Origin of the sequence: Streptomyces sp. R44, from assembly GCF_041053105.1 — a bacterium.
In the GTDB taxonomy this organism is placed as follows: Bacteria; Actinomycetota; Actinomycetes; order Streptomycetales; family Streptomycetaceae; genus Streptomyces.
The window spans coordinates 7,993,861-8,017,235 of sequence record NZ_CP163444.1 but is presented as its reverse complement, the minus strand read 5'-3'; the positions used below and the strand labels follow the sequence as shown (position 1 = coordinate 8,017,235).

Annotated in this window: 19 protein-coding genes; 10 read left to right on the top strand and 9 right to left on the bottom strand. The window is 72.8% G+C overall.

Annotation, left to right across the window (positions count from 1 at the left end; genetic code table 11):
- The first annotated feature begins 33 nt into the window (after positions 1-33).
- On the top strand, positions 34-579 hold the full coding sequence (locus tag AB5J54_RS37135; protein WP_369148343.1) for a VOC family protein: 546 nt from the start codon (positions 34-36) through the stop codon (positions 577-579).
- Here AB5J54_RS37135 and AB5J54_RS37130 read toward each other — a convergent pair.
- The 4 genes from AB5J54_RS37130 to AB5J54_RS37115 are packed head-to-tail and all read right to left on the bottom strand — an operon-like array spanning position 563 to position 4,282.
- Complete coding sequence (locus tag AB5J54_RS37130; protein WP_369148342.1) at positions 563-1,720, bottom strand: acetyl-CoA C-acetyltransferase; 1,158 nt, start codon at positions 1,718-1,720, stop codon at positions 563-565. The genes AB5J54_RS37135 and AB5J54_RS37130 overlap by 17 nt on opposite strands.
- A 2-nt stretch (positions 1,721-1,722) precedes the next feature.
- Positions 1,723-2,334: a TetR/AcrR family transcriptional regulator gene (locus AB5J54_RS37125; RefSeq protein WP_369148341.1), complete on the bottom strand. Its 612-nt coding sequence runs from the start codon at positions 2,332-2,334 to the stop codon at positions 1,723-1,725.
- Positions 2,331-3,119: an SDR family oxidoreductase gene (locus tag AB5J54_RS37120; protein ID WP_369148340.1), complete on the bottom strand. Its 789-nt coding sequence runs from the start codon at positions 3,117-3,119 to the stop codon at positions 2,331-2,333. Before AB5J54_RS37120 ends, AB5J54_RS37125 begins: the two co-directional genes overlap by 4 nt.
- On the bottom strand, positions 3,116-4,282 hold the full coding sequence (locus tag AB5J54_RS37115; protein ID WP_369148339.1) for an acyl-CoA dehydrogenase family protein: 1,167 nt from the start codon (positions 4,280-4,282) through the stop codon (positions 3,116-3,118). The genes AB5J54_RS37120 and AB5J54_RS37115 overlap by 4 nt, the downstream gene beginning before the upstream one ends.
- A gap of 45 nt (positions 4,283-4,327) precedes the next feature.
- On the opposite strand from AB5J54_RS37115, the gene AB5J54_RS37110 reads away from it, so the two are divergent.
- The 6 genes from AB5J54_RS37110 to AB5J54_RS37085 all read left to right on the top strand — a co-directional run bounded on the left by AB5J54_RS37110 (position 4,328) and on the right by AB5J54_RS37085 (position 10,645).
- A complete protein-coding gene (locus AB5J54_RS37110; RefSeq protein WP_369148338.1) occupies positions 4,328-5,185 on the top strand; it encodes an enoyl-CoA hydratase in 858 nt (285 codons plus the stop codon).
- Positions 5,185-6,354, top strand: a complete 1,170-nt coding sequence (locus AB5J54_RS37105) for an acyl-CoA dehydrogenase family protein (protein ID WP_369148337.1) — start codon at positions 5,185-5,187, stop codon at positions 6,352-6,354. The genes AB5J54_RS37110 and AB5J54_RS37105 overlap by 1 nt, the downstream gene beginning before the upstream one ends.
- Positions 6,354-7,340 carry an acyl-CoA dehydrogenase family protein gene (locus tag AB5J54_RS37100; RefSeq protein WP_369148336.1) on the top strand — a complete coding sequence of 329 codons (987 nt, stop codon included), beginning with the start codon at positions 6,354-6,356 and terminating at the stop codon, positions 7,338-7,340. Before AB5J54_RS37105 ends, AB5J54_RS37100 begins: the two co-directional genes overlap by 1 nt.
- A 181-nt stretch (positions 7,341-7,521) precedes the next feature.
- Positions 7,522-8,904 (top strand): MFS transporter, encoded by a 1,383-nt coding sequence (locus AB5J54_RS37095; protein ID WP_369148335.1) that lies wholly within the window; start codon positions 7,522-7,524, stop codon positions 8,902-8,904.
- Positions 8,901-9,974: an acyl-CoA dehydrogenase family protein gene (locus AB5J54_RS37090; RefSeq protein ID WP_369148334.1), complete on the top strand. Its 1,074-nt coding sequence runs from the start codon at positions 8,901-8,903 to the stop codon at positions 9,972-9,974. The genes AB5J54_RS37095 and AB5J54_RS37090 overlap by 4 nt, the downstream gene beginning before the upstream one ends.
- A gap of 203 nt (positions 9,975-10,177) precedes the next feature.
- Positions 10,178-10,645, top strand: coding sequence for a MarR family transcriptional regulator (locus AB5J54_RS37085; protein ID WP_369148333.1), 468 nt, complete (start codon positions 10,178-10,180; stop codon positions 10,643-10,645).
- A gap of 37 nt (positions 10,646-10,682) precedes the next feature.
- On the opposite strand, the gene AB5J54_RS37080 is transcribed toward AB5J54_RS37085, so the two are convergent.
- Both AB5J54_RS37080 and AB5J54_RS37075 read right to left on the bottom strand, forming a co-directional pair.
- Positions 10,683-11,897 (bottom strand): glycosyltransferase, encoded by a 1,215-nt coding sequence (locus AB5J54_RS37080; RefSeq protein ID WP_369148332.1) that lies wholly within the window; start codon positions 11,895-11,897, stop codon positions 10,683-10,685.
- A gap of 41 nt (positions 11,898-11,938) precedes the next feature.
- Positions 11,939-12,877 (bottom strand): zinc-binding dehydrogenase, encoded by a 939-nt coding sequence (locus AB5J54_RS37075; RefSeq protein WP_369148331.1) that lies wholly within the window; start codon positions 12,875-12,877, stop codon positions 11,939-11,941.
- A gap of 77 nt (positions 12,878-12,954) precedes the next feature.
- Between AB5J54_RS37075 and AB5J54_RS37070 the strand changes: the two genes are divergently transcribed.
- Entirely contained in the window at positions 12,955-13,602 is a 648-nt protein-coding gene (locus AB5J54_RS37070) for a TetR/AcrR family transcriptional regulator (RefSeq protein ID WP_369148330.1), read from the top strand.
- An 85-nt stretch (positions 13,603-13,687) separates the two neighbouring features.
- On the opposite strand, the gene AB5J54_RS37065 is transcribed toward AB5J54_RS37070, so the two are convergent.
- From AB5J54_RS37065 to AB5J54_RS37055, 3 genes are all read right to left on the bottom strand, one after another.
- Positions 13,688-15,532, bottom strand: coding sequence for a glycoside hydrolase family 5 protein (locus AB5J54_RS37065; protein WP_369149577.1), 1,845 nt, complete (start codon positions 15,530-15,532; stop codon positions 13,688-13,690).
- Between the two features lie 199 nt (positions 15,533-15,731).
- Positions 15,732-16,922, bottom strand: a complete 1,191-nt coding sequence (locus AB5J54_RS37060; protein WP_369148329.1) for an ROK family protein — start codon at positions 16,920-16,922, stop codon at positions 15,732-15,734.
- Positions 16,923-17,013: 91 nt separating this feature from the next.
- The gene (locus AB5J54_RS37055; RefSeq protein WP_369148328.1) at positions 17,014-17,658 is read right to left on the bottom strand and encodes a hypothetical protein; all 645 of its coding nucleotides are present in this window, start codon (positions 17,656-17,658) and stop codon (positions 17,014-17,016) included.
- Positions 17,659-17,963: 305 nt separating this feature from the next.
- Here AB5J54_RS37055 and AB5J54_RS37050 point away from each other — a divergent pair, with 305 nt between their 5' ends.
- Positions 17,964-19,559 carry a hypothetical protein gene (locus tag AB5J54_RS37050; RefSeq protein WP_369148327.1) on the top strand — a complete coding sequence of 532 codons (1,596 nt, stop codon included), beginning with the start codon at positions 17,964-17,966 and terminating at the stop codon, positions 19,557-19,559.
- Positions 19,560-20,003: 444 nt separating this feature from the next.
- Entirely contained in the window at positions 20,004-23,303 is a 3,300-nt protein-coding gene (locus AB5J54_RS37045) for a S8 family serine peptidase (protein WP_369148326.1), read from the top strand.
- The last annotated feature ends 72 nt before the right edge of the window (positions 23,304-23,375 follow it).

Sequence of the window (23,375 nt, the reverse complement as noted above, 5' to 3'; positions counted from 1 at the left end):
CACTCCCCCGCACCTGACCCGAACGGAACCGCCATGCCGATCCAGCGGCTGAACCACGCCGTCCTCTTCGTCTCCGACCTGGAGCGCAGCCTCGCCTTCTACCGCGACGTCCTCGGGTTCCGGCCGCTGCCGCAGGCGTTCCCGGGGGCGGCCTTCCTCCAGGCGGCGGGCTCCGCCAACGACCACGACCTCGGTCTGTTCCAGTCCCCCGAGCCCGGCTCCGGGCAGCGCACCGGGCGGGTCGGCCTGTACCACCTGGCCTGGGAGGTGGACACGCTGGCGGAGCTGCGGCGCCTGCGGACCCGCCTGGCGGAGGCGGGGGCCCTGACCGGGGCGAGCGATCACGCCTCCACCAAGGCGTTGTACGCCCGGGATCCCGACGGCATCGAGTTCGAGGTGTGCTGGCTGGTTCCCGACGCGGCCGTCGCGGGGGAGCTCTCGGCGATGACCTCGCCCACCCGTCCGCTCGACATCGACGCCGAGATCGCGGTCTACGGTGCGGAGACCCCCGGAGGCCCCCGCACCGATCACGCGGTCTGGCAGCAGCTTTTCGGGAACGGCGTCACAGACGCTCGATGATCGTCACATTGGCCTGACCGCCGCCCTCGCACATGGTCTGGAGGCCGTAGCGGCCTCCGGTCCGCTCCAGTTCGTGCAGGAGGGTGGTGGTCAGCTTGGTGCCGGTCGCGCCGAGCGGGTGGCCGAGGGCGATGGCGCCGCCGTTGACGTTGACCTTCTCCGGGTCGGCCCCGGTCTCCTTCAGCCAGGCCAGGACGACCGAGGCGAAGGCCTCGTTGATCTCCACCAGGTCGATGTCGTCGAGCGTCATCCCGGCCTTCTTCAGCGCGTACGCCGTCGCCGGGATGGGGGCGGACAGCATGCGGATCGGGTCCTCGCCCCGGACGGACAGGTGGTGGACGCGGGCGCGCGGCGTCAGTCCGTGTTCCCGTACGGCGCGCTCGGAGGCGATCAGCATCGCCGAGGCCCCGTCGGAGACCTGCGAGGAGACCGCGGCGGTGAGCCGGCCGCCGTCGACCAGCGGCTGCAGGCCGGCCATCTTCTCCAGGGTGGTGTCGCGGCGCGGGCCCTCGTCGGTGGTGACGTCCCCGTACGGGACGATCTCGCGGTCGAAGCGGCCCTCGTCGATGGCGCGGGCGGCCCGCTGGTGCGAGCGCAGGGCGAACTCCTCCATGTCCCGGCGGGAGATGTCCCACTTGGCGGCGATGAGCTCGGCGCCGTGGAACTGGTTGACCGGCTGGTCGCCGTAGCGGGCGCGCCAGCCCACGGAGCCGATGTACGGGCCGTCGGTGAGCCCGAGCGGGTCGGCGGCCTGGCGGCTGGCGAAGGCGATGGGGATCATCGACATGTTCTGCACGCCGCCCGCGACCACCAGGTCCTGGGTGCCGGACAGGACGCCCTGCGCGGCGAAGTGCAGGGCCTGCTGGGAGGAGCCGCACTGCCGGTCCACGGTCGTGCCGGGCACCTCCTCGGGCAGTCCTGCGGCCAGCCAGGCGGTGCGGGCTATGTCGCCGGCCTGCGGGCCGACGGTGTCCAGGCAGCCGAAGACGACGTCCTCGACGGCGGCCGGGTCGGCACCCGCGCGCTCCATGAGCGCCTTCAGGACGTGTGCTCCGAGGTCGGCGGGGTGGACGGCGGACAGTCCGCCGTTCCGCCGGCCGACCGGGGTGCGGACCGCTTCGACGATGTAGGCCTCGGCCATGGTCACTCCTTGTTCATGCGTCCGGTGTCGTCACGGAGGGCGACGCCCTCCAGCACCATCGACAGGTACTGGCGGGCGATCTCCTCCGGGCTGTGCTGTCCGCCCGGCCGGTACCAGGACGCGGCGACCCAGACGGTGTCGCGCACGAAGCGGTAGGTGAGCCGGACGTCGAGGTCGGTGCGGAAGACCCCGGCGGCCACGCCGCGCTCCAGGGTCCTGAGCCAGGCTTCCTCGAACCTGCGCTGCGAGCCGGCGAGGTAGCCGAAGCGCGGCTGCTCCCGCAGGTGCCTGGACTCCTTCTGGTAGATGGCGACGGCGGCGCGGTGCCGGTCGATCTCCCGGAACGATTCGGTGACGAGGGCCTCCAGGGTCTCCCGGGGGCCGAGCAGTGCGGCGAGCACGGTGTCGTACCGGGCCCACAGCTCGTCCAGGAAGGCGCGGAGGATCTCGTCGAGCATCGACTCCTTGGAGTCGAAGTGGTAGTAGAGGCTGCCGGCGAGCAGTCCGGCGGCGTCGGCGATGCGGCGGACGGTGGTGGCGTCGTACCCCTGGGCGGCGAAGACCTCGGCGGCCGTGTCCAGGATCTCGCGGCGCCGCTCCGGCGCCGGTCTCACGGGTGCTGGCTGCTGACGGAGAGGACCTCGCCGGTCAGGTACGAGGAGTAGCCGCTGGCCAGGAAGACGATCACGTTGGCCACCTCCCACGGCTCGGCGTAGCGGCCGAAGGCCTCGCGGGAGGTGAGCTCTTCGAGGAGTTCGGGGGTGGTGACCTTGACCAGGTGCGGGTGCATGGCGAGGCTCGGGGAGACGGCGTTGACCCGTACCCCGTACGCGGCGGCCTCCAGGGCGGCGCAGCGGGTGAGCGCCATGACGCCGGCCTTGGCGGCGGCGTAGTGGGCCTGTCCTTTCTGGGCGCGCCAGCCGATCACCGAGGCGTTGTTGACGACGACTCCCCCGGCTCCCGTTCCCTTCATCCGGCGCAGTGCGGCGCGGGTGCAGCGGAAGGTGCCGTTGAGGGTGACGTCGAGGACCTTGTCCCACTGTTCGTCGGTCATGTCGACGAGGTCGGCGGTGCCGCCGAGGCCGGCGTTGTTGACGACGATGTCGAGGCGCCCGTGGCGCTCGACGGCGAGGTCGAACAGGGCGGCGACCTGGGTCTCGTCGGTGACGTCGCAGGGCAGGGCGGCGACGCGGTCCGCGCCGAACTCGGCGGCGAGTTCGGCCTCGGACTCCTTGAGTCTGCGGGCGTGGGCGTCGGAGATGACCACCCGGGCGCCTTCCTCCAGGAGCCGCCGGGCGGTGGCTCCCCCGATGCCGGCTCCCGCGGCGGCGGTGACGACGGCGTCGCGGCCGGCGAGCAGGCCGTGGCCCGGCACGTAGGGGGGTGGGGTGCCGGTCATGGGCGGACCTCCTTGGGCAGGCCGAGGACGCGCTCGGCGATGATGTTCCGCTGGATCTCGTTGGAGCCGGCGTAGAGGGTGTCGGAGCGGGAGAAGAGGTAGAGCCGCTGCCAGTCGGTGAGGTCGTACGGTTCGCCGTCGGCCAGCATTCCCCCGGCCCCGCAGACGTCCATGGCGAGTTCGCCGAGCTCGCGGTGCCAGGTGGCCCAGAAGATCTTCCCGATGGAGGCCTCGGGCCCGGGGGCTCCGGAGGCGACGCCGTCGAGCATGCGCAGGGCGTTGAACCGGATGGTCTCAAGGCCGATCCAGGCGCGGGCGATGCGGTCGCGGATCAGCGGGTCGGCGGCCGCGCCGTTGCGCCTGGCCAGCTCGATGAGGGCTTCCAGCTCGCGGCGGAAGCCGACCTGCTGGCCGAGGGTGGACACGCCCCGCTCGAAGCCGAGGGTGGCCATGGCGACCCGCCAGCCGTCGCCGGGGGCGCCGACGACGTGGGAGGCGTGGGTGCGGGCCCCGTCGAAGAAGACCTCGTTGAACTCCGAGGTCCCGGTGAGCTGGACGATCGGCCTGATCTCGACTCCGGGCTGGTCCAGGGGGACGAGCAGGTAGGACAGGCCGTGGTGGCGGGTGGAGCCGGGTTCGGTGCGGGCGACGACGAAGCACCAGTCGGCCTCGTGCGCGAGTGAGGTCCACACCTTCTGCCCGGTGACCACCCATTCCTCGCCGTCCCGCTCGGCGCGGGTCCGTACGTTCGCCAGGTCCGAGCCGGCGTCGGGCTCCGAGTAGCCCTGGCACCACTGCTCCTCGACGCTGACGATCTTCGGGAGGAAGCGCTCGCGCTGTGCGGGTGTGCCGAAGGCGATGAGGGTGGGTCCCAGGAGCTGTTCGCCGATGTGGCTGACGCGGGCGGGGGCGTCGGCCAGTGCGTACTCCTCGTGGAAGGCGACCTGCTGTTCGAGGCTCGCGCCCCGTCCGCCGTACTCCTTGGGCCAGCCGACGCAGGTCCATCCGGCCGCGGCCATGTGCCGTTCCCAGGCGAGGCGTTCGGCGTGTGCCTCGTGCTCCCGTCCGGGGCCGCCGCGCCCGCGCAGGGCGGCGAACTCGCCCGTGAGGTTGGCGCGCAGCCAGCCGCGGACCTCTCTGCGGAACTCCTCGACGTTGCTCATGGCCGTACGTTAACCTACCAAACACTTGTTAGGGAAGGAGGGCGGATGTCCGCTGCCCGCACCGCATCCACGGCCCCGGTCCGCTACGAACGCCTCGGCCCGGTGGCCGTGGTCACCATGGACCGGCCCGATCACCGCAACGCCCAGAACTCCGCGATGACCTACGCCCTCGACCGCGCCTTCTACCGCGCGGCCGACGACGACGAGGTCAAGGTCGTCGTGCTCGCCGGAGCGGGGAGGCACTTCTCCGCCGGCCACGACATCGGCACCCCCGAAAGGGACGCCCATCTGCCGTTCGACCGGCGGGCCGGGCTCTGGTGGGACCACTCGGACAAGCAGGGGGCGGAAAGCCGCTTCGCCCGCGAGTCCGAGGTCTACCTGGGCATGTGCCGCCGCTGGCGCGAACTGCCCAAGCCCGTGATCGCCTCGGTGCAGGGCGCCTGCGTCGCGGGCGGTCTGATGCTCGCCTGGGTGTGCGACCTCATCGTCGCGGCCGAGGACGCGTTCTTCGCCGACCCGGTGGTCCGCATGGGCATCCCCGGCGTCGAGTACTTCGCCCACCCCTGGGTGATGCCGCCGCGCATCGCCAAGGAGTTCCTCTACACCGGCGACCGCATGGACGCCCGGCGCGCCTACGAGGTCGGCATGGTCAACCGGGTCGTTCCGAGCGGGGAACTCATGGAGCGGACCCTGGAGTTGGCGAATCGCATCGCCGAGATGCCCCGCATGGGCCTGGCCCTCACCAAGCGCGCCGTGAACCAGGCCGAGGACCTCCAGGGCCTGCACACCGGCATGGACTCGGTCTTCGGCCTCCACCACCTCGCGCACGCGCACAACGCCGAGACCGCCCCGGACGCCCTCGGCGGCATGGACATACGCTCGATGAAGGCGGCGGGAGCCTGATGGACCTCGACTTCTCCGCGGCGGAGGACGCCTTCCGGGCCGAGGCCCGCGCCTGGCTCACCGCCCACGTGCCCGACACCCCCCTGCCCTCCCTGGAGACGGAGGAGGGCTTCGCCGCCCACCGGGAGTGGGAGGGGACCCTGTCCGCCGACCGCTGGTCGGTGGTCTCCTGGCCCGAGGAGTACGGCGGCCGGGGGGCCTCCCTCCTGAAGTGGCTGATCTTCGAGGAGGAGTACTTCGCGGCCGGCGCCCCCGGCCGGGTCAGCCAGAACGGCATCAACCTCCTCGCCCCCACCCTCTTCGAGCACGGCACCGACGAGCAGCGCGCCCGCGTCCTGCCGTCCATGGCGAGCGGCGAGGTCATCTGGGCCCAGGCCTGGTCCGAGCCCGAGTCCGGCTCCGACCTCGCCTCGCTGCGGTCCACGGCCGAACGGACCGACGGCGGCTGGCTCCTGCGCGGCCAGAAGACCTGGTCGTCCCGGGCGGCCTTCGCCGACCGCGCCTTCGGCCTGTTCCGCAGCGACCCCGGGGCCGCGAAGCCGCACCAGGGCCTCACGTACCTGATGTTCCCGCTGGACGCCGACGGGGTGACCGTACGGCCCATCGGGCGGCTCGACGGCAAGCCCGCCTTCGCCGAACTCTTCCTCGACGACGTGTTCGTGCCCGACGAGGACGTGATCGGCGCACCGGGGCAGGGCTGGCGGGTCGCGATGAGCACCGCGGGCAACGAACGGGGACTCACCCTGCGCAGCCCCGGCCGGTTCACCGCCGCCGCCGAGCGGCTGACCCGGCTGTGGCGGGAGACCGCCGACCCCTCCGACACCGCCCTGCGGGACCGGGTCGCGGACGCGGTGATCGGGGCGCGCGCCTACCGGCTGTTCTCGTACGGCGGCGTCTCACGCGTCGCCGCCGGCGGCTCGATCGGTGCCGAGTCCAGTCTCAACAAGGTCTTCTGGTCCGAGCTCGACATCGCGCTCCACGAGACCGCCCTCGATCTGCTCGGACCGTACGGCGAACTGTCCGACGGGGCCGCGGACGCGCCCGCGCACGGCGGCTGGGCCGAGGGGCACACCTTCTCCCTCGCCGGTCCCGTCTACGCCGGCACCAACGAGATCCAGCGCGACATCATCGCCGAGCGGCTGCTCGGCCTCCCGAAGGGACGCCGGTGATGCGGTTCCTCCTCGACGACGAGCAGCGGGAGTTCGCCCGCTCCCTCGACGGCATGCTCACGGCGGCCGACACCCCCGGAGCCGCACGGGCCTGGGCGGCCGGGGACACCACGCCCGGCCGGGCGCTCTGGGGACGGCTCGCGGACGCGGGGGTCTTCGCCCTCGCGGTGCCGGAGCGGCACGACGGGCTCGGTCCGCTGCCGGTCGAACTGGCCGTCGCCTTCACCGAGCTGGGCCGGCACGCCGTGCCCGGCCCGCTGGTCGAGACGGTGGCCGCGGCGGCGTTCCTCGACCGGCTCGACGATGCCGCGGCCTCGGCCCGGCTGCCGCAGATCGCCTCGGGGAAGGTCCTCGTCTCCCTCTGCGTGCCGGAAGCCGGGAGCCCCTACGCCCTGGACGCGGACACCGCCGACGCCGTCCTCGTCGTCGAGGGCGACACCGTGCGCCTCGCGGACACGGCCGGCCCCGTCCAGCCCTCGGCCGACCCCGCGCGCCGCCTCGCCCGCCCGCTCGGCGGTGCCGTCCTGGCGCAGGGCCCCGCGGTGACCGCCGCCGCGGCGCACGCCTGCGAGGTGGCCGCCCTGGTCACGGCCGCGCAGTCCCTCGGCCTCGGCCGCGCCCTCCTCGAACGGACCGTGGAGTACGTGAAGCAGCGCACCCAGTTCGGGGTCGCCATCGGTTCCTTCCAGGCGGTCAAGCACCGTCTCGCCGACACGCTCATCGCCCTGGAGTTCGCCCAGCCCCTGCTCCACTCGGCCGCCCTGGCCCTCGCGGAGGGAGCGGACCACGCCGCCGCCGAGGTCGCCGCGGCGAAGGTCACGGCGGGCGAGGCCGCGTACGCCGCCGCCCGCACCGCCCTCCAGCTCCACGGGGCCGTCGGCTACACCGAAGAGCTGGACCTCGCCCTGTGGATCCGCAAGGCCCGTCCCCTCCGCGACGCCTGGGGCACCCCCGCCGCCTGCCGGGCCCGCGTCCTCGCGTCCTGAGCGGTTCCCCGAGCACGCCCGCTGCCCGGGGCCGGGCAGCGGGCTCGTACCCCCCCCCCCCCCCCCCCCCCCCCCCCCCCCCCCCCCTGCCCAGGGCCCGGCAGGCGGCCCGTACCCCCACACCCCCGGGCCCACCACCGCTCACCCGTCCCCACCATCCCTACCGCACCCGGGAGTCAGCGTGTCCCCCGCACCGTCCCCGCACCTCCCCGAGAGATCCTCGGACCCCGCACTGCTGCGCAGGGTGGCGCTGTCGAGTCTGCTCGGCACCGTCATCGAGTACTACGACTTCCTGCTCTACGGCACGATGGCCGCGCTCGTCTTCGGCGAGCTGTTCTTCCCCGATTCCGATCCCACCGTGGGCACGATCGCCGCCTTCGGGACGCTCGCCGCCGGCTACGTGGCCCGCCCGCTCGGCGGCGCCGTCTTCGGCCACTTCGGCGACCGGCTCGGCCGCAAGTCCATGCTCGTCCTGACCATGGCCCTCATGGGCGTGGCGAGTTTCCTCATCGGCGTCCTCCCCACGTACGGGACGATCGGCGTCGCGGCTCCCGTCCTCCTGGTGCTGTTCCGCGTCGTCCAGGGCCTCGCCATCGGCGGCGAGTGGGCCGGCGCGACGCTCATGGTCGTCGAGCACGCCGATCCCGGGCGCCGGGGCCTGTGGAGCGGAGTGATGCAGATGGGCTCCCCCATCGGGTTCCTGCTCTCCACGGTCGCCGTCACCCTCGCCTCGCTGCTCCCCCACGACTCCTTCCTGGCCTGGGGGTGGCGCGTCCCGTTCCTGTTCAGCGCGGTGCTCCTCGGCATCGGTCTGTACGTGCGGGTCAGCATCTCGGAGAGCCCGCTGTTCCGGCGGGCGGCACAGCGGCGGGAGGCCGGCGAGGCGCCCGGTGTCCCGCTGGCGCAGGTGCTGCGCAAGCCGCGCAACCTCGTCCTCGCGTGTGCCGTGGGCATCGGCCCGTTCGCCCTGACGGCGCTGATCAGCACGTTCATGCTCACGTACGCCACGGCCATCGGCTACGCCACCTCCGAGGTGATGACCGGGCTGCTCTTCACCTCGGTCACGGGCCTCGTGTCCATCCCCCTGTTCTCGGCGCTCTCCGACCGCGTCGGCCGCCGGGCGGTCGTGCTCGGCGGTGCGGCCGGTGTCGTGCTGCTGGCCTTCCCGGTCTACGCCCTGGTCGACGCCCGTTCGACCACGCTGCTGATCCTCGGCATGGTCCTCGGCCAGGTGGTGCAGTCCGCGATGTACGCGCCCCTGGGCCCGCTGCTCTCGGAGATGTTCGGCACCCGGGTCCGCTACACCGGCGCCTCGCTCGGCTACCAGCTGGCCGCCCTCATCGGCGGCGGCTTCACCCCGATGTTCGCCGGCAGTCTGCTCTCCGCCTCCGACGACATCCGCAGCACGCCCCTCGTGGTGCTCGCCGTCGTCTGCGGGCTCGTGACCGCGCTCGCCGTCTGGCGCACGGCCGAGACCCGGGGCCGGGACCTGTCGGCGGAGGACCCGGAGGCGCCGGACGCGCAGCCCCGTACCCGTACGACATCGAGAGGAGCACAGGCATGAGGCCGACGGAGGAGCAGGAGGAACTGCGGTCCGCCGTGCGGGCCGTGCTCGCACGGCACCCGGGGGAGGCGGCCTGGCGGCCGCTGACCGAACAGATCGGCGTCGCGGGTCTCGCCGTGCCCGAGGAGTACGGCGGTGCCGGGTACGGGGCCTGCGAGGTCCACGTCGTGACGGAGGAGCTGGGACGGGAGCTGAGCCCCGTCCCGTACCTCGGCTCGGCGGTGCTCACGGTGCAGGCACTGCTCGCCTCGGGCGACGAGGAGGCGTGTGCGCGGCTGCTGCCCGAGCTTGCCTCGGGTGCCGTGGTGGGTGCCCTGGCGTGGGCGGAGGGCGGCTCCTGGGATCCGTCGGCCGTACGGGCCGAGGCCACCGCCGGGCCCGGCGCGACGTGGCGGATCAGCGGGACCAAGGAGCACGTCCTCGACGGTGCCGACGCCGGGCTGCTGCTCGTTGCGGCCCGTACGGGAGCGGGGGTCGCGCTCTTCGAAGTCCCCGGGGACGGCGCGGGCGTGGCCCGTGAGGCCGCCGTGACGATGGACTCCACCCGGGCCCAGGCGCGGGTGGAGCTCACGGCCGCGGAGGGCCGGCTCGTGGGAGCGGAGGGCGAGGGCGAGCGGGTGCTCGCGCACGTGCTCGACCTGGCCTGCACGGCGCTCGCCGCCGAACAGGTCGGTGCCGCCGCGCGCTGCCTCGAACTCACGCTGGCCTACGCCAAGGAGCGGGTCCAGTTCGGCCGGCCCATCGGCTCCTTCCAGGCGGTCAAGCACCGGCTCGCGGACGCGTACGTCCTGGTGGAGTCGGCGCGCTCGGCCGCGCTCGGCGCCTCCTTCGCCGCCGCCGCGGGCGATCCGGAGCTCTCGCGCCACGCGGCCGCCGCCAAGTCCGCCTGCTCGGAGGCGTTCTCGGCGGTGGCGGGCGAGATGATCCAGCTGCACGGCGGCATCGGCATCACCTGGGAGCACGACGCGCACCGCTACTTCAAGCGGGCGCACGGCTCGGCCCAGCTGTTCGGCCCGCCGACCTGGCACCGCGCGCGCCTGGCGGAGGAACTGGGCCTGATCGGGGTCTGACCAGCGGCCGAGGGGGCGGGGGTGCCGGGATGCTCACGGCGCCCCCGCCGTCCACGCGCGGCCGCTTGACCTCAACTTAACTTCAGTTTCTACGGTGTCCTCCTCACGACCATCGCGAACACCGCGAACACCGCGAACACCGCGCAGATCGCGCACATCGCGCAGATCGCGCAGATCGCGCACGTCCACAGGGAGCACCGCACATGACGACCTCACACCTCTCCGACACCCAGCTCGCCGGCCAGCCGGCCGCCTACTGGACCGGGCTCGCCTATGAGGCCCTCATCGCCTTCACAAGAGCCCGGCAGGCCGAACTCGGCTTCACCCAGCCCCAGTACTGGCTGCTGCGCAACCTGTCCGCGAACGACATCTCGGCCGACGGGCACGGCATGCCCCTCCCCGAGCTGCGCGAGGCGATGCGCTCCTACCTGCGGCCCGAGGACGACCTGACCTCCGAGTCGCGCGCCCTCGTCGAGCGCGGCTGGCTCAGCCGCGACGACGAGGGGCGGCTGTGGATCACCGAGTCCGGGGAGGCGGCTCGTGTCGACTTCAAGCGGCACGCCCCGGCGATCCGCGCACGCATCCATGAGGGCATCGACGACGCCGACTACGTCACCGCCCTCAAGGTGCTCCGGCAGATGCTCCGGAACACCGGCCACGCCGTGGACTGACGGCTGCGGATCGTTCGGTTCATTCGCTTCATTCGGTTCATTCGGTGACCGCGGCGTCGATGTGGGCGAGCACCCGGGCCGCGCCGTCCTCCGCCGCGATCCCCCGGGCGAGTTCGGCCGCGCGGCGGCGGAGGTCCGGTTCGGACAGGCAGGTCGTGATCGCGTCGCCGAGGGCTTCGGCGGTGAGGTCCTGGAACGGCACGGGCCGCGGGGCGACCCCCAGCGCGTGCAGCCGGGCCGACCAGAACGGCTGGTCGTACATGACGGGGACGGGCACGGCGGGCACACCGGCCCGCAGTCCGGCCCCGGTGGTGCCCGCCCCCGCGTGGTGGACGACGGCGGCCGTGCGCGGGAACAGCCAGTCGTGCGGGACGTCCCCGATGGCCAGGATGTCGGAGCCGTAGCCGCTCAGTTCGGCCCATCCCGCCTGCACCACCGCGCGCACGCCCGCCCGCTTCACCGCCGCGGCCACCAGTTCGCTGAGCCGTTCGCCCTCCCCCGGCGCCATGCTGCCGAACCCGAGGAAGACCGGGGGCGGACCGGCCTGGAGGAAGTCGACGAGCTCGGCCGGGGGCTGCCAGTGGTCCGGCCGCGCGGGCCACCAGTAACCCGTGACGTCGACTCCGGAGGGCCAGTCCTCGGGGCGCGGCAGCACCAGCGGGCTGTAGCCGTGGAACGCCGGGCGGATGCCGGACGCCGCCGAGGGCGTGTCGGCGGGCAGTCCGAAGCGGTCGCGCAGCCGGGTCACGCCACCGGCGAAAACCCCTTCGGCGCGCCTCATCACGTCCTGGCCCGAGGCGAGGTTGCCTTCCGGGCCCGGGGCTTCGGCGCTCCGCGCGTTGGGCAGCGGGAACTCCCGGGTGGCGAAGGACGGCACGAGGTAGGTGCCGATGACGGGGATCCCGAACGCCTCGCCGGCCGTCCGGCTCAGCGGGGCCGGGCCGTGGGCCGTGAGCAGCAGGTCGGCTCCGCCTTCCACGGCCTCCGCCACCCCGTCGGCGAGCCCGTCCGCGTACGCCCTCGTCAGCGCCTGCGCCTCCTCCCGCGAGGCCGCCCGTGACCAGCCCCGGAGGAGCGCCTCCGGGTCTCCCGGCATGGGGCGGTGCTCGAGGCCGCATCCGCCGACCAGTGCGGCGAAGGACGGGTGGGCGGCCAGGGCGACCTGGTGGCCGGCATCGAGCAGGCGCCGTCCCAGGCCCGTGTAGGGCGCGACGTCTCCGCGGGAACCTGCCGTGATGATCAGAATGCGCATGGAGCGATTCAACACCCGGCCGGCATAGTGAACGCCCGCGATCAGCCACGCGGTTCGAAGGTCAGGACCGCCTTTCCGCGCAGACCGCCGGCCCGCAGGGCGGCGACCGCTTCCGCCGCGTCGTCCCAGCCGCCCCGCCAGGTGATGCCCGGGTCGAGCGTCCCGTCGGCGACGCGGTGGGCGAGCCAGCTCAGGTCGCGGTCGAGGCCCGGGCAGTTGAGCAGGAAGAAGGTCACGACCGAGCGGTCGTGTCGCCCCTGGTCGCCGAAGAGCGCGCCGAACGGGAAGTCCTCGCCCGTGCCGGCGGAGTGGCCGAGGGCGACCAGCGTGCCGCCTTCGCCGAGCGTGTCGTACGCCTCCACGAGCAGCGGGCCGCCGATCAGGTCGATCACCCCGTCCACCGGCCGGGAGGCCTCCTTCGGTGCTCCGACCACCTCGTGCGCCCCGAGTCCGCGAAGGAGTGCGCCGTGGGCGTCCGGGGAGCTCGTGGACGCCACGACCCGGGCGCCCGCGGCGCGGGCGAGCTGGACGGCGTAGCGCCCGACGCCGCCGGTCGCGCCGGTGATCAGGACGTCGCGTCCGAGGAGCGGGCCGAGGCGGTGCAGGGCGCGCAGGGCGCTCGTACCGGCGACGGGGACGGTCGCGAGGGCGGCAGGGTCGGCTCCGGCGGGTGCGGTGCCGATCAGGGCCGTGTCGACGGCGCGGAGTTCGGCCCAGGCGCCGTCGGGCATCAGGGTCACCACCGAGGTGCCGGAGGCGGGGCCGGAGCCGTCCGCGGCGGCGCGTTCGACGATTCCGGCGGCGTCCCAGCCCAGGACCGAGCCGGTCGGGGCGGCGCCGAGGCCGAAGGCGATCTCACCGTGGTTGAGCGAGGTAGCGGTCACCCGGACCAGCGCCTGGTGGGGTGCGGGCTCGGGTTCGGGGGCGGTGCCGAGCCGGAGACCGCCGGGGGCGGTGGGGTCGACGAGAAGCGCGCGCATGCCAAGACCTCCAAGAATCTGCCACTGAGTGGCATAAGCCTATAGGTAGCGTTCGCCGCTCCGATACAGTGGTGGTGATGACGGCCGAGAACTCCCCCCCGCTCCCGCTGCGCGAGCGCAAGAAGCTGCGCACCCGGCAGACGCTGATCGACACCGCGCTCGACCTGTTCGGCACCCACGGCTTCGACGGGGTGACGCTGGACGCGCTGTGCGACGCGGCCGAGGTGTCGAAGCGGACCTTCTTCCGCTACTTCGACAGCAAGGAAGACGTCGCCATGGCCCCCGCACAGGACGTGTGGGCGGCCTTCCTCGACGTCCTGGAGACCTGCCCGGCCGACGGGCGACAGCTCCTCGCGGTGTTCGAGGAGGCCCTCGCCGAGGCGGTCGGCCGGATGCCGGACGACGGTTGGGCCGGGCGGCTCCTGGCCAGCCGTCACCTCGCGGCCCGGACGCCCTCCACGGACGCGCACTGCCACGCGTTCTGCGACCGCACCACGCGCTCCGCGCTCGCCGTGGTCGAGCGCCGCTTCGCCCTTCCCGGTCCCGGCGGGCGGCTGCACGCCCGTCTGGCGCTCGACGTTCTCGTCGTCCTGTTCCACCGCGCCCTGGACGCCTGGGTGGCACAGCCGACCGGGCACACACCCGAGGACCTCGTGCGCCGGCTCCACGCCGTCGCGGCCGAGCTGCCGACGGCGCTCGCCACGACCGCCGGGCCGTCCGCCTGAGGGCGGCGGCCGCGCCGTACGGACAGCACTCCGGCCCGCCGACATGCGTCGGCGGGCCGGAGTCGGTCAGAAGCAGGCGGGCTGATCAGGCGAGCGGGCGGCACAGCAGGGCGTCGGGGACGCCGCCGTGGGTCCACTTCCAGGTGTAGGCGACGCCGGCGAGGTACTCGTCGTCGCGGCACTGCCCCTTGTAGTACCCGGGCGCCCAGTCGCTCGCGGTCGAACCGCCGCTCGCGGGCCGGTTGTCGCCGCGGTCGAACCAGAGGACCCGGCCGGTCGTGGGAAGCGCGGCGGCCGCGGGGGCGCACAGGAGGGCCGCCATGGACTTGCCCTTCACGCTGTAGCCGACGGCGAAGGTGCGGTCGGGGCACTGGAGCTTGTTGTAGCCGCTCGCCCAGTCGCCCCCGGTCACGTACCGCTCGTCGGTCACGACGGTCCAGGGGCCGCTCGCCCCGGCCGGCTGCCCGGCGTCCGTGCACAGGCCCCGGCCGCTGCTCCGGGCGAGGCCGGTCACGCGCTGGCTGTCCGGGCAGTTGCCCTTGCGGTTGCCCGGTGACCAGTCCGGCTTGGCGAGCATGGTGACGGAGACGTCGTAGTCGGCGTGATCCAGGTTGAGCATGTTCCAGCGCGGGACCTCGGCGATCCGACCGGTCCTGCCGGGGGCGCCGACGAGCTTGTTCCAGTCGGTGGCGCGCCAGTCGCCGGCGTCCATGACGCCGAGCCGGGCGCCGTTCGCGCTGTAGTTGACCATGGCCCAGTTGTCCTGCGGCGTGCCGTTCGCGTCGGTCCAGCCGACCAGCGGCCAGATGGCGAAGTCGGTGTCGTTCCGCACCAGGATGTCGGTGAAGTTCGTGAACCAGGCGCGCTCCCTGGCGTTCGCGTCGCCCCGGCCCCCGGCGCCGAACTCGCTGATCCACACGGGCGCGGTGAAGTGCTGCCCGGACCGGGTGACGAACAGGGCCTCGTCGTCGACGGCCTGGGCGAGCTGGGCGGGGGTGAGCTCCTCGTAGCGGAGGTCATGGGTCTCACCGGTGCCGGTGGCGCCGGTGTGGTTCGGACCGGTGTAGCCGTAGAAGTGGGCCGCGTAGACGAGCTTGCCGGAGCGGATCAGGGTGTTGGACAGGGTGGCGACCGGGGTGAGCATCGGTCGGCCGTGCGGGGTCAGGTCGGTGGGTATGCCCTGCCAGTTGATGCCCTCCATGACGACGAGCATGTCCGGGTTGGCCTGGAGGATCCTGTTGCCGGCCTCTTCCATGGCCTTGTTGAGGTCGTGCTCGTCACCCCAGCCCCAGTTGGGGTCGTCCCAGGTGTCACGGCGGACCTCGTTGCGCAGGTCGGCTCCGACGACCCGCTTGTCGGCCCGGTAGCGCTTGGCGAGGAAGACCCAGTCGTCGATCCACTGCTGCGTCGACTGGCCGCTGTTCCAGCGTTCGTTGCCGTCCAGGCCGCAGCAGAAGCGGTAGCTGGTGGTGTGGTTGTTGAGGATGACGGCGAAGCCGTCCGCGGTCAGGGCCGCGACGACGGCGTCGAGCACCTGGAGCGGGGTCTTGCCCTTGAGCTGCGGGTTGGCGGCGACGGCCGCGTCCGGGACGACGCTCGTGTCGTGGACCAGCGCGTTCGCGAAGGGCAGCCGGATGCTGTTGAGGCCGAGGGTGTGGAAGTCGGCCAGGATGTCGGCGATCGGCTTCCGGTCGAGGCCGAGCGGAATGTTGTGCGACATCTGCCTGGCCTGGTGGTTGGCGACGTCACCGACGTCGCCGCTCCCCTGCCAGGTGCCCTGCGCGCCGGCCCAGTTCCCGGACTTGAGCTTGAACCGGTCGCCGTCGGCGTCGACGACGTACCGGTCGCGGGTCGACAGCGGCGCGGTCCAGGAGGCGGCGAGCTGTGCGCCGGTGAGGACGGCGGGCGGCGCCGTCCCGGTGTCCGCCAGGGCGGCGTGCGGGGTGAGGGTGGCGAGGAGGAGCGCGGACGTCGTGGCGAGGACTGCGGTGGCGCGTCGGAGCAGGGTGAAGCGGGGTGTCACGAGAGCTCCTTACGGATGAGGGGTTGTACCTGCCTTGTACGTGGTGCGGGGGGTGCGGTGTGCGGGTCGGCCCTGTGGGGCTTCGTACGGGACGGCTGCGGGATGTTCAGCCGGCGCCGGTCGTGGTGGTGGCCGCGTACTGCGGGAAGAGGGCCTGGATGGCCACGGCGGCGCCGCCCCGGGCCCACTCCTGCCAGGGGAGCGGGCGCAGCGACAGCGGGCAGCGGGAGGCGGCCCCCAGGGCGTGCGCCGCGTAGGCGTCCTGGATGTGGCGGCCGAGCAGGTCGTAGGCGTCGACGCCTTCGCCGCTGATGACGACACGTTCCGGGCCGACGAGGTTGACGAGCGCGGAGATGCCGAGCCCGATGGCGTGCCCGGCCCGGGCGAAGGCCTCGCGGGCCGCGGGGTGGCCCTCCCGGGCCAGGTCGGCGACCTCGCCGAACGTGAGGTGCGGGTGCGTGGTGGCGTGGCGGACCGTCGTGAGGATCGCGTCGGTCGAGGCGAGCGCCTCGACGCAGCCGTGCGCGCCGCAGCGGCAGCGTGGGCCGGCCGGGTCGACGCAGAGGTGTCCGACCTCGCCCGCGACACCGTAAGCGCCCCTGAGCAGCTGCCCGTTGACGACGAGGGCGGAGCCGATGCCGGCGCCGATGGTGACCAGGGCGAAGTACTCCGTGCCGATGCCTTCGCCGAACCAGTGCTCCGCGACGGTCAGAGCCCTGACGTCGTTCTCGACGGTGACGGCCAGGCCGGTGGCGGCGGTGAGCAGTTCGGCGAGCGGGACGTCGCGCCAGCCGAGGAGTCCGGAGTGGCGGAGCCGGCCGCTGTCCCGGTCCACGTCCCCGTTCATCGCCACGCCCAGGTGGCGGGTGCGGGCCCGGAACTCGGGTTCGGCGTCGAGGAGTTCGTCGACGAGCTCGGCCGTGAGGGCGGCGGCGGCCGCGGGGGTGCAGTCGTCGAGCGGGCGGGCCGCGGTGGCCCGGATCCCGGCCCGCAGATCGCAGACGGCGCCGAAGACCTGGTCGGGGCTGATCTTCAGGCCGATGAAGTACTCGCGGTCGGCGGCGACGGCAAGGGGGTTGACCGGCCGGCCGGCGCCGGGCGCGGTGCGCTCCGGCGGGAGTTCGTACAGATAGCCGTCGTCGATCAGCGGCCTGGCCGCCTTGGTGACCGCGGTCGAGGAGAGACCGGTCCGCCGGGCCAGTTCCACTCTGCTGAGGGGGCCCTCCGCGAGGAGCAGGGCGAGGACCGCGGTCTCGGCGGGTGCGGTGACCAGAGGCCGCGAGCGATGACTTAACACGCGAGTAACATAGAGCAATTAAATAACTTCCTCCAGTATTGATTTCGGATCTCCGCGCGATCGCCCCGGCCGCCGTCCGGCCGGCGCACCGTCAGCAGAGGTGCACAGACACACCGCACAGGCCCAAGCCCTGACGAGCGGCGGTACGCCAGATACGCAGCGGCCCGTTCAGCACGCTCTCCTCCCGCTCGCCGTAGGACAACCAGTCCTGGTCCTCGGCGGCCGCGCGCTCGGCCGGGGTGAAGGTCAACGCACGCTCGACGAGCGGCAGGCTCTCGCGCACCTCCGCGGACGTGAGCAGGAAGGTGCCGCACCAGCCCGGCAGCAGCGCCGCGCGCACCGGGCCGATGGCGTGGAACAGGGACGAGACCGCGTACTCCTTGCTGTGCACGGAGATGAACATGCTCTCCTCGTCCTGCCCCTCCCACACGTCGTCCAGCACGTGGAAGGAGGGATCGGCCATCCCGCCGCAGACATCGTCGACGCGCCCCCCGGGTGCCGTGAGTTCGCGGAACGACTCGATGGCGTCGGGATCGGCTCGCCTGTCACCGTCACCGCGACCCAAGGCGTACCAGGTCCGGTAGTCAGGGAGCGGTTCCCGCTGCCATTCCCGCCGGCGCCGCTCGGCCTCCGGGTGAGCCCGGTCCGCCCGCATCGCCGGCAGCAGGGTCGCGGAGAGGCCGGCGATGACCTCATCGGTGTGACCGCTGATCCCCCACGCACTCGTGAATCCCATGCCGTTGAAGCTACCGCCCGCCACCGACAGGGCTGTTCGGCTCTCCGTCGGGTCACTCCCCCGGTGTGCATCGTGTGCGGATCGGCGGCAGGTCTTGCACCGAAGCGCCGCCGTGGCCATCGATCCCGGCCGGGTCGGCGTCCCGGCCCGTGTCCACTCCGGTGGTGCAATGCGGGCGTACGGGATCAACCGCCCGCCCGAAAAAGGGTGTTGCCGACATCTCTGGCAGGTTTGCGTTGCGCTCGGGCGTTCTGGAAGCCTCCGTTCGATCTGTCTGACGCTTCATCAACCGGAGGCACTCACCCATGCCCTCAAGGCGAATACGCCGCGCCTGGCTCACCGCAGCCGCCGCGGCCTCGCTCGCGTTCACCGGTCTTGTGGCTCCCGCCCAGGCCGAGGTCGTTCCGCGGGACGCATCGGACCCCACGGTCCAGGAGCCCCTCGCGGCCGAGTCCGCCCCCTCCCCCTTCGCGGCCACCGGCTGGACCTCGCCCGGCGGCGAAGCCTCGCCCGGTGACTTCACCCTGTCGCCCGGCGCGCTGAACGCCGAGACCACCTCCCGGGTCACCCGCCTCGACTCGGTCCTCCCCAAGTCGGGTGTGCAGAACCTCCTGGCCGGGGCCAACCGCACCGTGACGCCGTGGTGCTCCCGCGACCCGTTCGGCACCGCCCCGGATCCCGACATCAAGTACTGCCTCCAGAGCGACGACTCCACCTCGCAGGAGTGGGTCCCCCAGGGCTTCTCGGGCGTCTCCGACGCCCAGGACGACGAGTTGTGGGGCACGGCCGGGAACATCCAGCTGTTCGCCTCGTACGACGGCTGGGACCCGGGCCGGGAGGACGACCCGGACCCGGCGACCGGTGACTGCACCACGGCCGAGCTGGAGGCCAACGACGCCTGCAACCAGAAGGGCGTCCGCATCACCTTCGTGCAGAGCCGGGTCAACCCGGCCTCCGGCACCTCCGAGATCAAGTACCGGCACGTCCTGCTGGGCTGGACCTACATCAACTCGGCCGACCACGTCTCCTTCGACGGGCTGCACGCCTCCGAGTACCCGATCCAGAAGGGCGTCCACGCCGGCGGGATCGTCTGGTACGGCAACTACCTCTACGTCGCCGACACCCGCAACGGTCTGCGCGTCTTCGACATGCGCTCCATCATGGACCTGGACCCGGACGGCGACCCCACCACGCACGACGCGATGGGCAGCGACACCGACGGTGTGAAGACCACGGCCAACACCGAGGACAAGACCAAGGTCGGCCGGCACGACAACGTCTGGTACAGCTTCGGCTACCGCTATGTGATGCCGCAGGTCGCCGCCTGGAAGTTCAAGGCGACGCAGAGCAACCCCGCGGGTTCGTACGCCTGCGTCTCCACCGGCGCCCCGAAGGCCTCGTACGTCTCCCTGGACCGCAGCACCACCCCGGACCGTCTGATCATGGGTGAGTACTGCCGTCCGCAGAGCGGCTACCCGTCCACCGGCCGCATCGCCTCCTTCCCCGTCGCGGCCCTGGAGGGCCGCTCCTCCGACGTGACCGCGGAGGGCTGGGCCAACTACCTGCCGCTGACCAACGGCGGCGCCCAGGGCGCGGCGGCGTACAACGGCAAGCTGTACGTGAACGAGTCGAAGGGAACGGACGAGCCGGGCAACCTCTGGCGTTACGGCTGGAGCAACGGCCGGTTGGTCACGAACGGCTCGGCCGTCAAGACCGCCCGTGGTGCCGAGGACCTCTACGTCGAGCGGAGCACGGGCCGCCTGTGGTCCCTCTCCGAGCACCGCCCGGGCTCGGCCTCCGACTGCACGGCGAACCGTGACGCCGCCGATCCGGTGGGCACCGACTACTGCCAGCGGGTGCTGTACGGGCACAAGCTGAGCTGGCTCGACGGCCAGCCGTAATCAAGGCCGGGAGTCGTTCCCGCCGTACCCGGAGGGAGTGACGTTCCCTCCGGGTACGAAACCGGCCAAGGGGAGGACCGCGTTCCCGTTGCGTGGGTGCGGGTCCCCGAAAGGCGTGCGGGGCGCGGGCCGGCGAGCCCCGCCGTCGCACAAGGATCGCGCCGCCGTCACGCTGTCGTCACACGGTCATCGTCGCCCCGTCGAAGTCGGGCCTCGCACGATGGCTTGAAACCATGCGAATCAACGCCCCTCTCCCCCACCTGCGTTGATCACGCCTTTCTCGGCTCACATACTGCGCTGACCGGCGGCGGACGCCTCGCGCTCCTGGCCGGAATCGACCATTCGACCTCATCCCAAGCTCCTGGGGGAGACTTGCGCGCACATGTGCAGAGAGCACGCGCCTTCAGCATCGCAGCGGCCACATCGGTGGCCCTCGTGGCAGGCATGACCGGCCCCGCGACGGCGATCGACGCGACCGCGACGGCCGCACCGAACGGCACCACCCGCGTAGGCGGCACCGAGCGGATCCCGCTCGTCACGGGCGACCACGTGGTGGTGGACGCCAAGGGCCGGATGGTGGGCTTCGAGTCCGCCGAGGGCCGTGAGCACATACCCGTACAGATACAGCGCACCGGAGAACACACGCTCGTGGTGCCCGGGGACGCGCGGCGCCTGATCGCCACCGGCCGCCTCGACCAGCGGCTCTTCGACCTCGACGTGCTCACGGACCCGCGGCTCCGCAAGAGCCATCGTGCGGGGCTCAAGCTGATCGTGCAGTACGAGGGGGGTGCCGGCGCCGCACGCGCCGAGGTGCGCGCGGCCGGGGACACCCAGCTGCGGCGTACGTTCCCGACGCTCAACGCCGATGCCATCCGTACGTCCCCGGACGATGTGGCCCGGGTGTGGGAGGCGCTGACCAACCGGCAGAGCAGCGGCCTGCGCGCCGCCGCCACCGGCATCGACAAGGTGTGGCTGGACGGGGTGCGCGGCGCGAGCCTGGACCGCAGCGTCCGGCAGATCGGCGCCGACAAGGCGTGGGAGTCCGGGTTCGACGGCAAGGGCGTGAAGATCGCCGTCCTCGACACGGGCGTCGACAAGACCCATGACGATCTGAAGACGCAGGTGGTCGGCGAGAAGAACTTCTCCTCTTCCGCCGACGCCGTGGACCGCGTCGGGCACGGCACGCACGTCGCGTCGATCGCCGCCGGCACCGGCGCCAAGTCCGGCGGCCGGTTCAAGGGCGTCGCCCCCGGCGCCAAGGTGATCAGCGGGAAGGTCCTCGACGACGAGGGGTTCGGGGACGACTCGGCCGTCATCGCGGGCATGGAGTGGGCTGCCGCCGAAGGCGCGGACGTCGTCAACCTCAGCCTCGGCGGCCCGGACAGCCCCGGTGTCGATCCGCTGGAGGCGACGGTCGACCGGCTGTCCGCCGAGAAGGGCATCCTCTTCGCCATCGCGGCGGGCAACGAGGGCGAGACCGGCCCGTCGTCCGTGGGTTCCCCGGGCAGCGCGGACGCCGCGCTGACCGTCGGAGCCGTCGACAAGGACGACAGGCTGGCGCCCTTCTCCAGCACCGGCCCGCGCGTCGGCGACGGTGCCGTCAAGCCGGACGTGACCGCGCCCGGCGTCGCCATCACCGCGGCCGCCGCCCCCGGCAGCGCCATCGACACGCGTCCCGGCACGCCGCACCCCGCGCCGGGCTACCTCCAGATCGACGGCACCTCCATGGCCACCCCGCACGTCGCGGGCGCCGCCGCAATCCTGAAGCAGCGGCACCCCGACTGGAAGTCCGCGGAGCTCAAGGGCGCGCTGACCGGCTCCGCCAAGGGCGGCGCCTACACCGCCTTCCAGCAGGGCACGGGCCGCATCCAGGTCGAACAGGCGCTGACCGTGAGCGTCGTGGCCGAGCCGGTGTCGCTGAACTACGGCACGGCGCTCTGGCCGCACACCGACGACAAGCCCGTCACCAAGAAGGTCGCCTACCGCAACCTCGGGACCACCGACGTCACCCTCGACCTGTCGGTGTCCACCCTGGATCCCTCGGGCAAGCCGGCCCCGGCCGGGTTCTTCACGCTCGGCGCCTCGAAGGTGACGGTGCCCGCCGGCGGCACCGCCGAGGTCGACCTCGTCGCCGACACCAGCGTCGGCGAGACCGACGGCACCTACTCGGGCTATGTCACCGCCACCGGCGCGGGCCAGTCCGTCCGTACGGCCGCGGTGGCCGTACGGGAGGCTGAGTCGTACGACCTCACCGTCCGGACCGTCGGCCGCGACGGCGCCGACGCCCAGAACTTCGCCACCACGCTGACCGGCGTCGGCGGTCCTGCGGCGAACTTCCAGGTCCGTGTCGACAACGAGCCGGGCGCGCACACGATCCGGGTGCCCAAGGGGTCGTACACGCTGAACACGGCCGTCTACCAGGACCCGTCGGACTACACGGCCGGCACCGACTGGATCGCCCAGCCGAAGCTGGAGATCACGGGCGACACCACGGTCGTCTCCGACGCGCGCACCACGAAGCCGGTGGACCTCACCGTGCCCGGCATCGACAAGGCGGACTACGCCGGGACGTACTACGAGGTCGCCACCGACATCGGCAAGGTCGGCAACGGCTGGGTCCTCAGGGGTTTCACCGGCTTCCGCACCGCCCACATGGGTCCGGCCGTCACCGACGGCTCCCTCCTGCAGACCTGGGACGCGCACTTCCTGAAGGACGCCGCCAGCCAGTACTCGGTGGCCTTCGGCGGAAAGGCGAGCACGGTCGCGACCGGCTACACCAGGCACGTGAAGGCGACCGAGTTCGCCACGCTCAAGGTCGGTCTCGGCGCCTCCGCGCCGGGCAAGACGGCGCTCGCCTCCCCGTACGCCCATCTGCCGGGCGCGCCGGAGGGCAACGGCTTCTCCGCGCCGCAGCCTGCGCCGGGCACGCGCACCTTCTACGTCTCCACCGGAGACGGCGCCACGTGGCTCACCCGGTACAACCAGCTGGGCGACAAGGACCAGTGGGGCTACCCGGCCTTCGAGGGCGCCTGGGAGATGGTCAGGCCGAAGCGCTACGAGGCCGGCCGGACGTACCGCGAGACCTTCAACACGGGCGTCGTGGGCCCGCTCCTGGGCGAGGGCATGGGCGTCTTCCGTACGGTCGACCCGGTGACGGGCGTGCAGCGGATCGTCGGCGCCGTGCCGCTCTCCTCCGACGGCGCGGGTCATGCCGGGTCCGTCCCGTACACCTCCACCACCTCGACGCTGTACCGCGACGGGGTGAAGGTCGCCGAGAGCACCGACCCGCTGAGCGGCTACGAGCCGTTCGCGGTCGACGCCGCCGACGCCGAGTACCGGCTGACGGCGTCCGTGGAGCGCCCGGCGAAGGCCGGCGCGGTCTCCACCCGGATCGAGACCGGCTTCACGTTCCGTTCGGGGCAGCTCGCGGCCACCACGGCACTGCCGGTGTCCACGGTCCGCTTCGCGCCCCCCGTCGACCTCGGCTCGCGTCTCCCCGAGCGCGTCTCGGTCCTCGTGCCGGTGACCGTGCAGGGGGCGGCGGCCGGTGCGAACCTCAAGTCGCTCGCGGTGTCCGTGAGTTACGACGGCGGGCAGACCTGGCAGGCCGCGACCGTCGTGGGCGGGCTGATCTCCGTGAAGAGCCCGGCGAAGGACGGCGGCATCGCGCTCTCCGCCAAGGTCACGGACAAGCAGGGCAACACGTCGACGGTGACCGTGCACAACGCGTGGCTCGGCAAGTGATGTCCCCCCGGTGACCTCGGTCGCCGGACGCGGCGTCACCACCTCCCGGTGGTGGCGCCGCTCCGTCGTGCG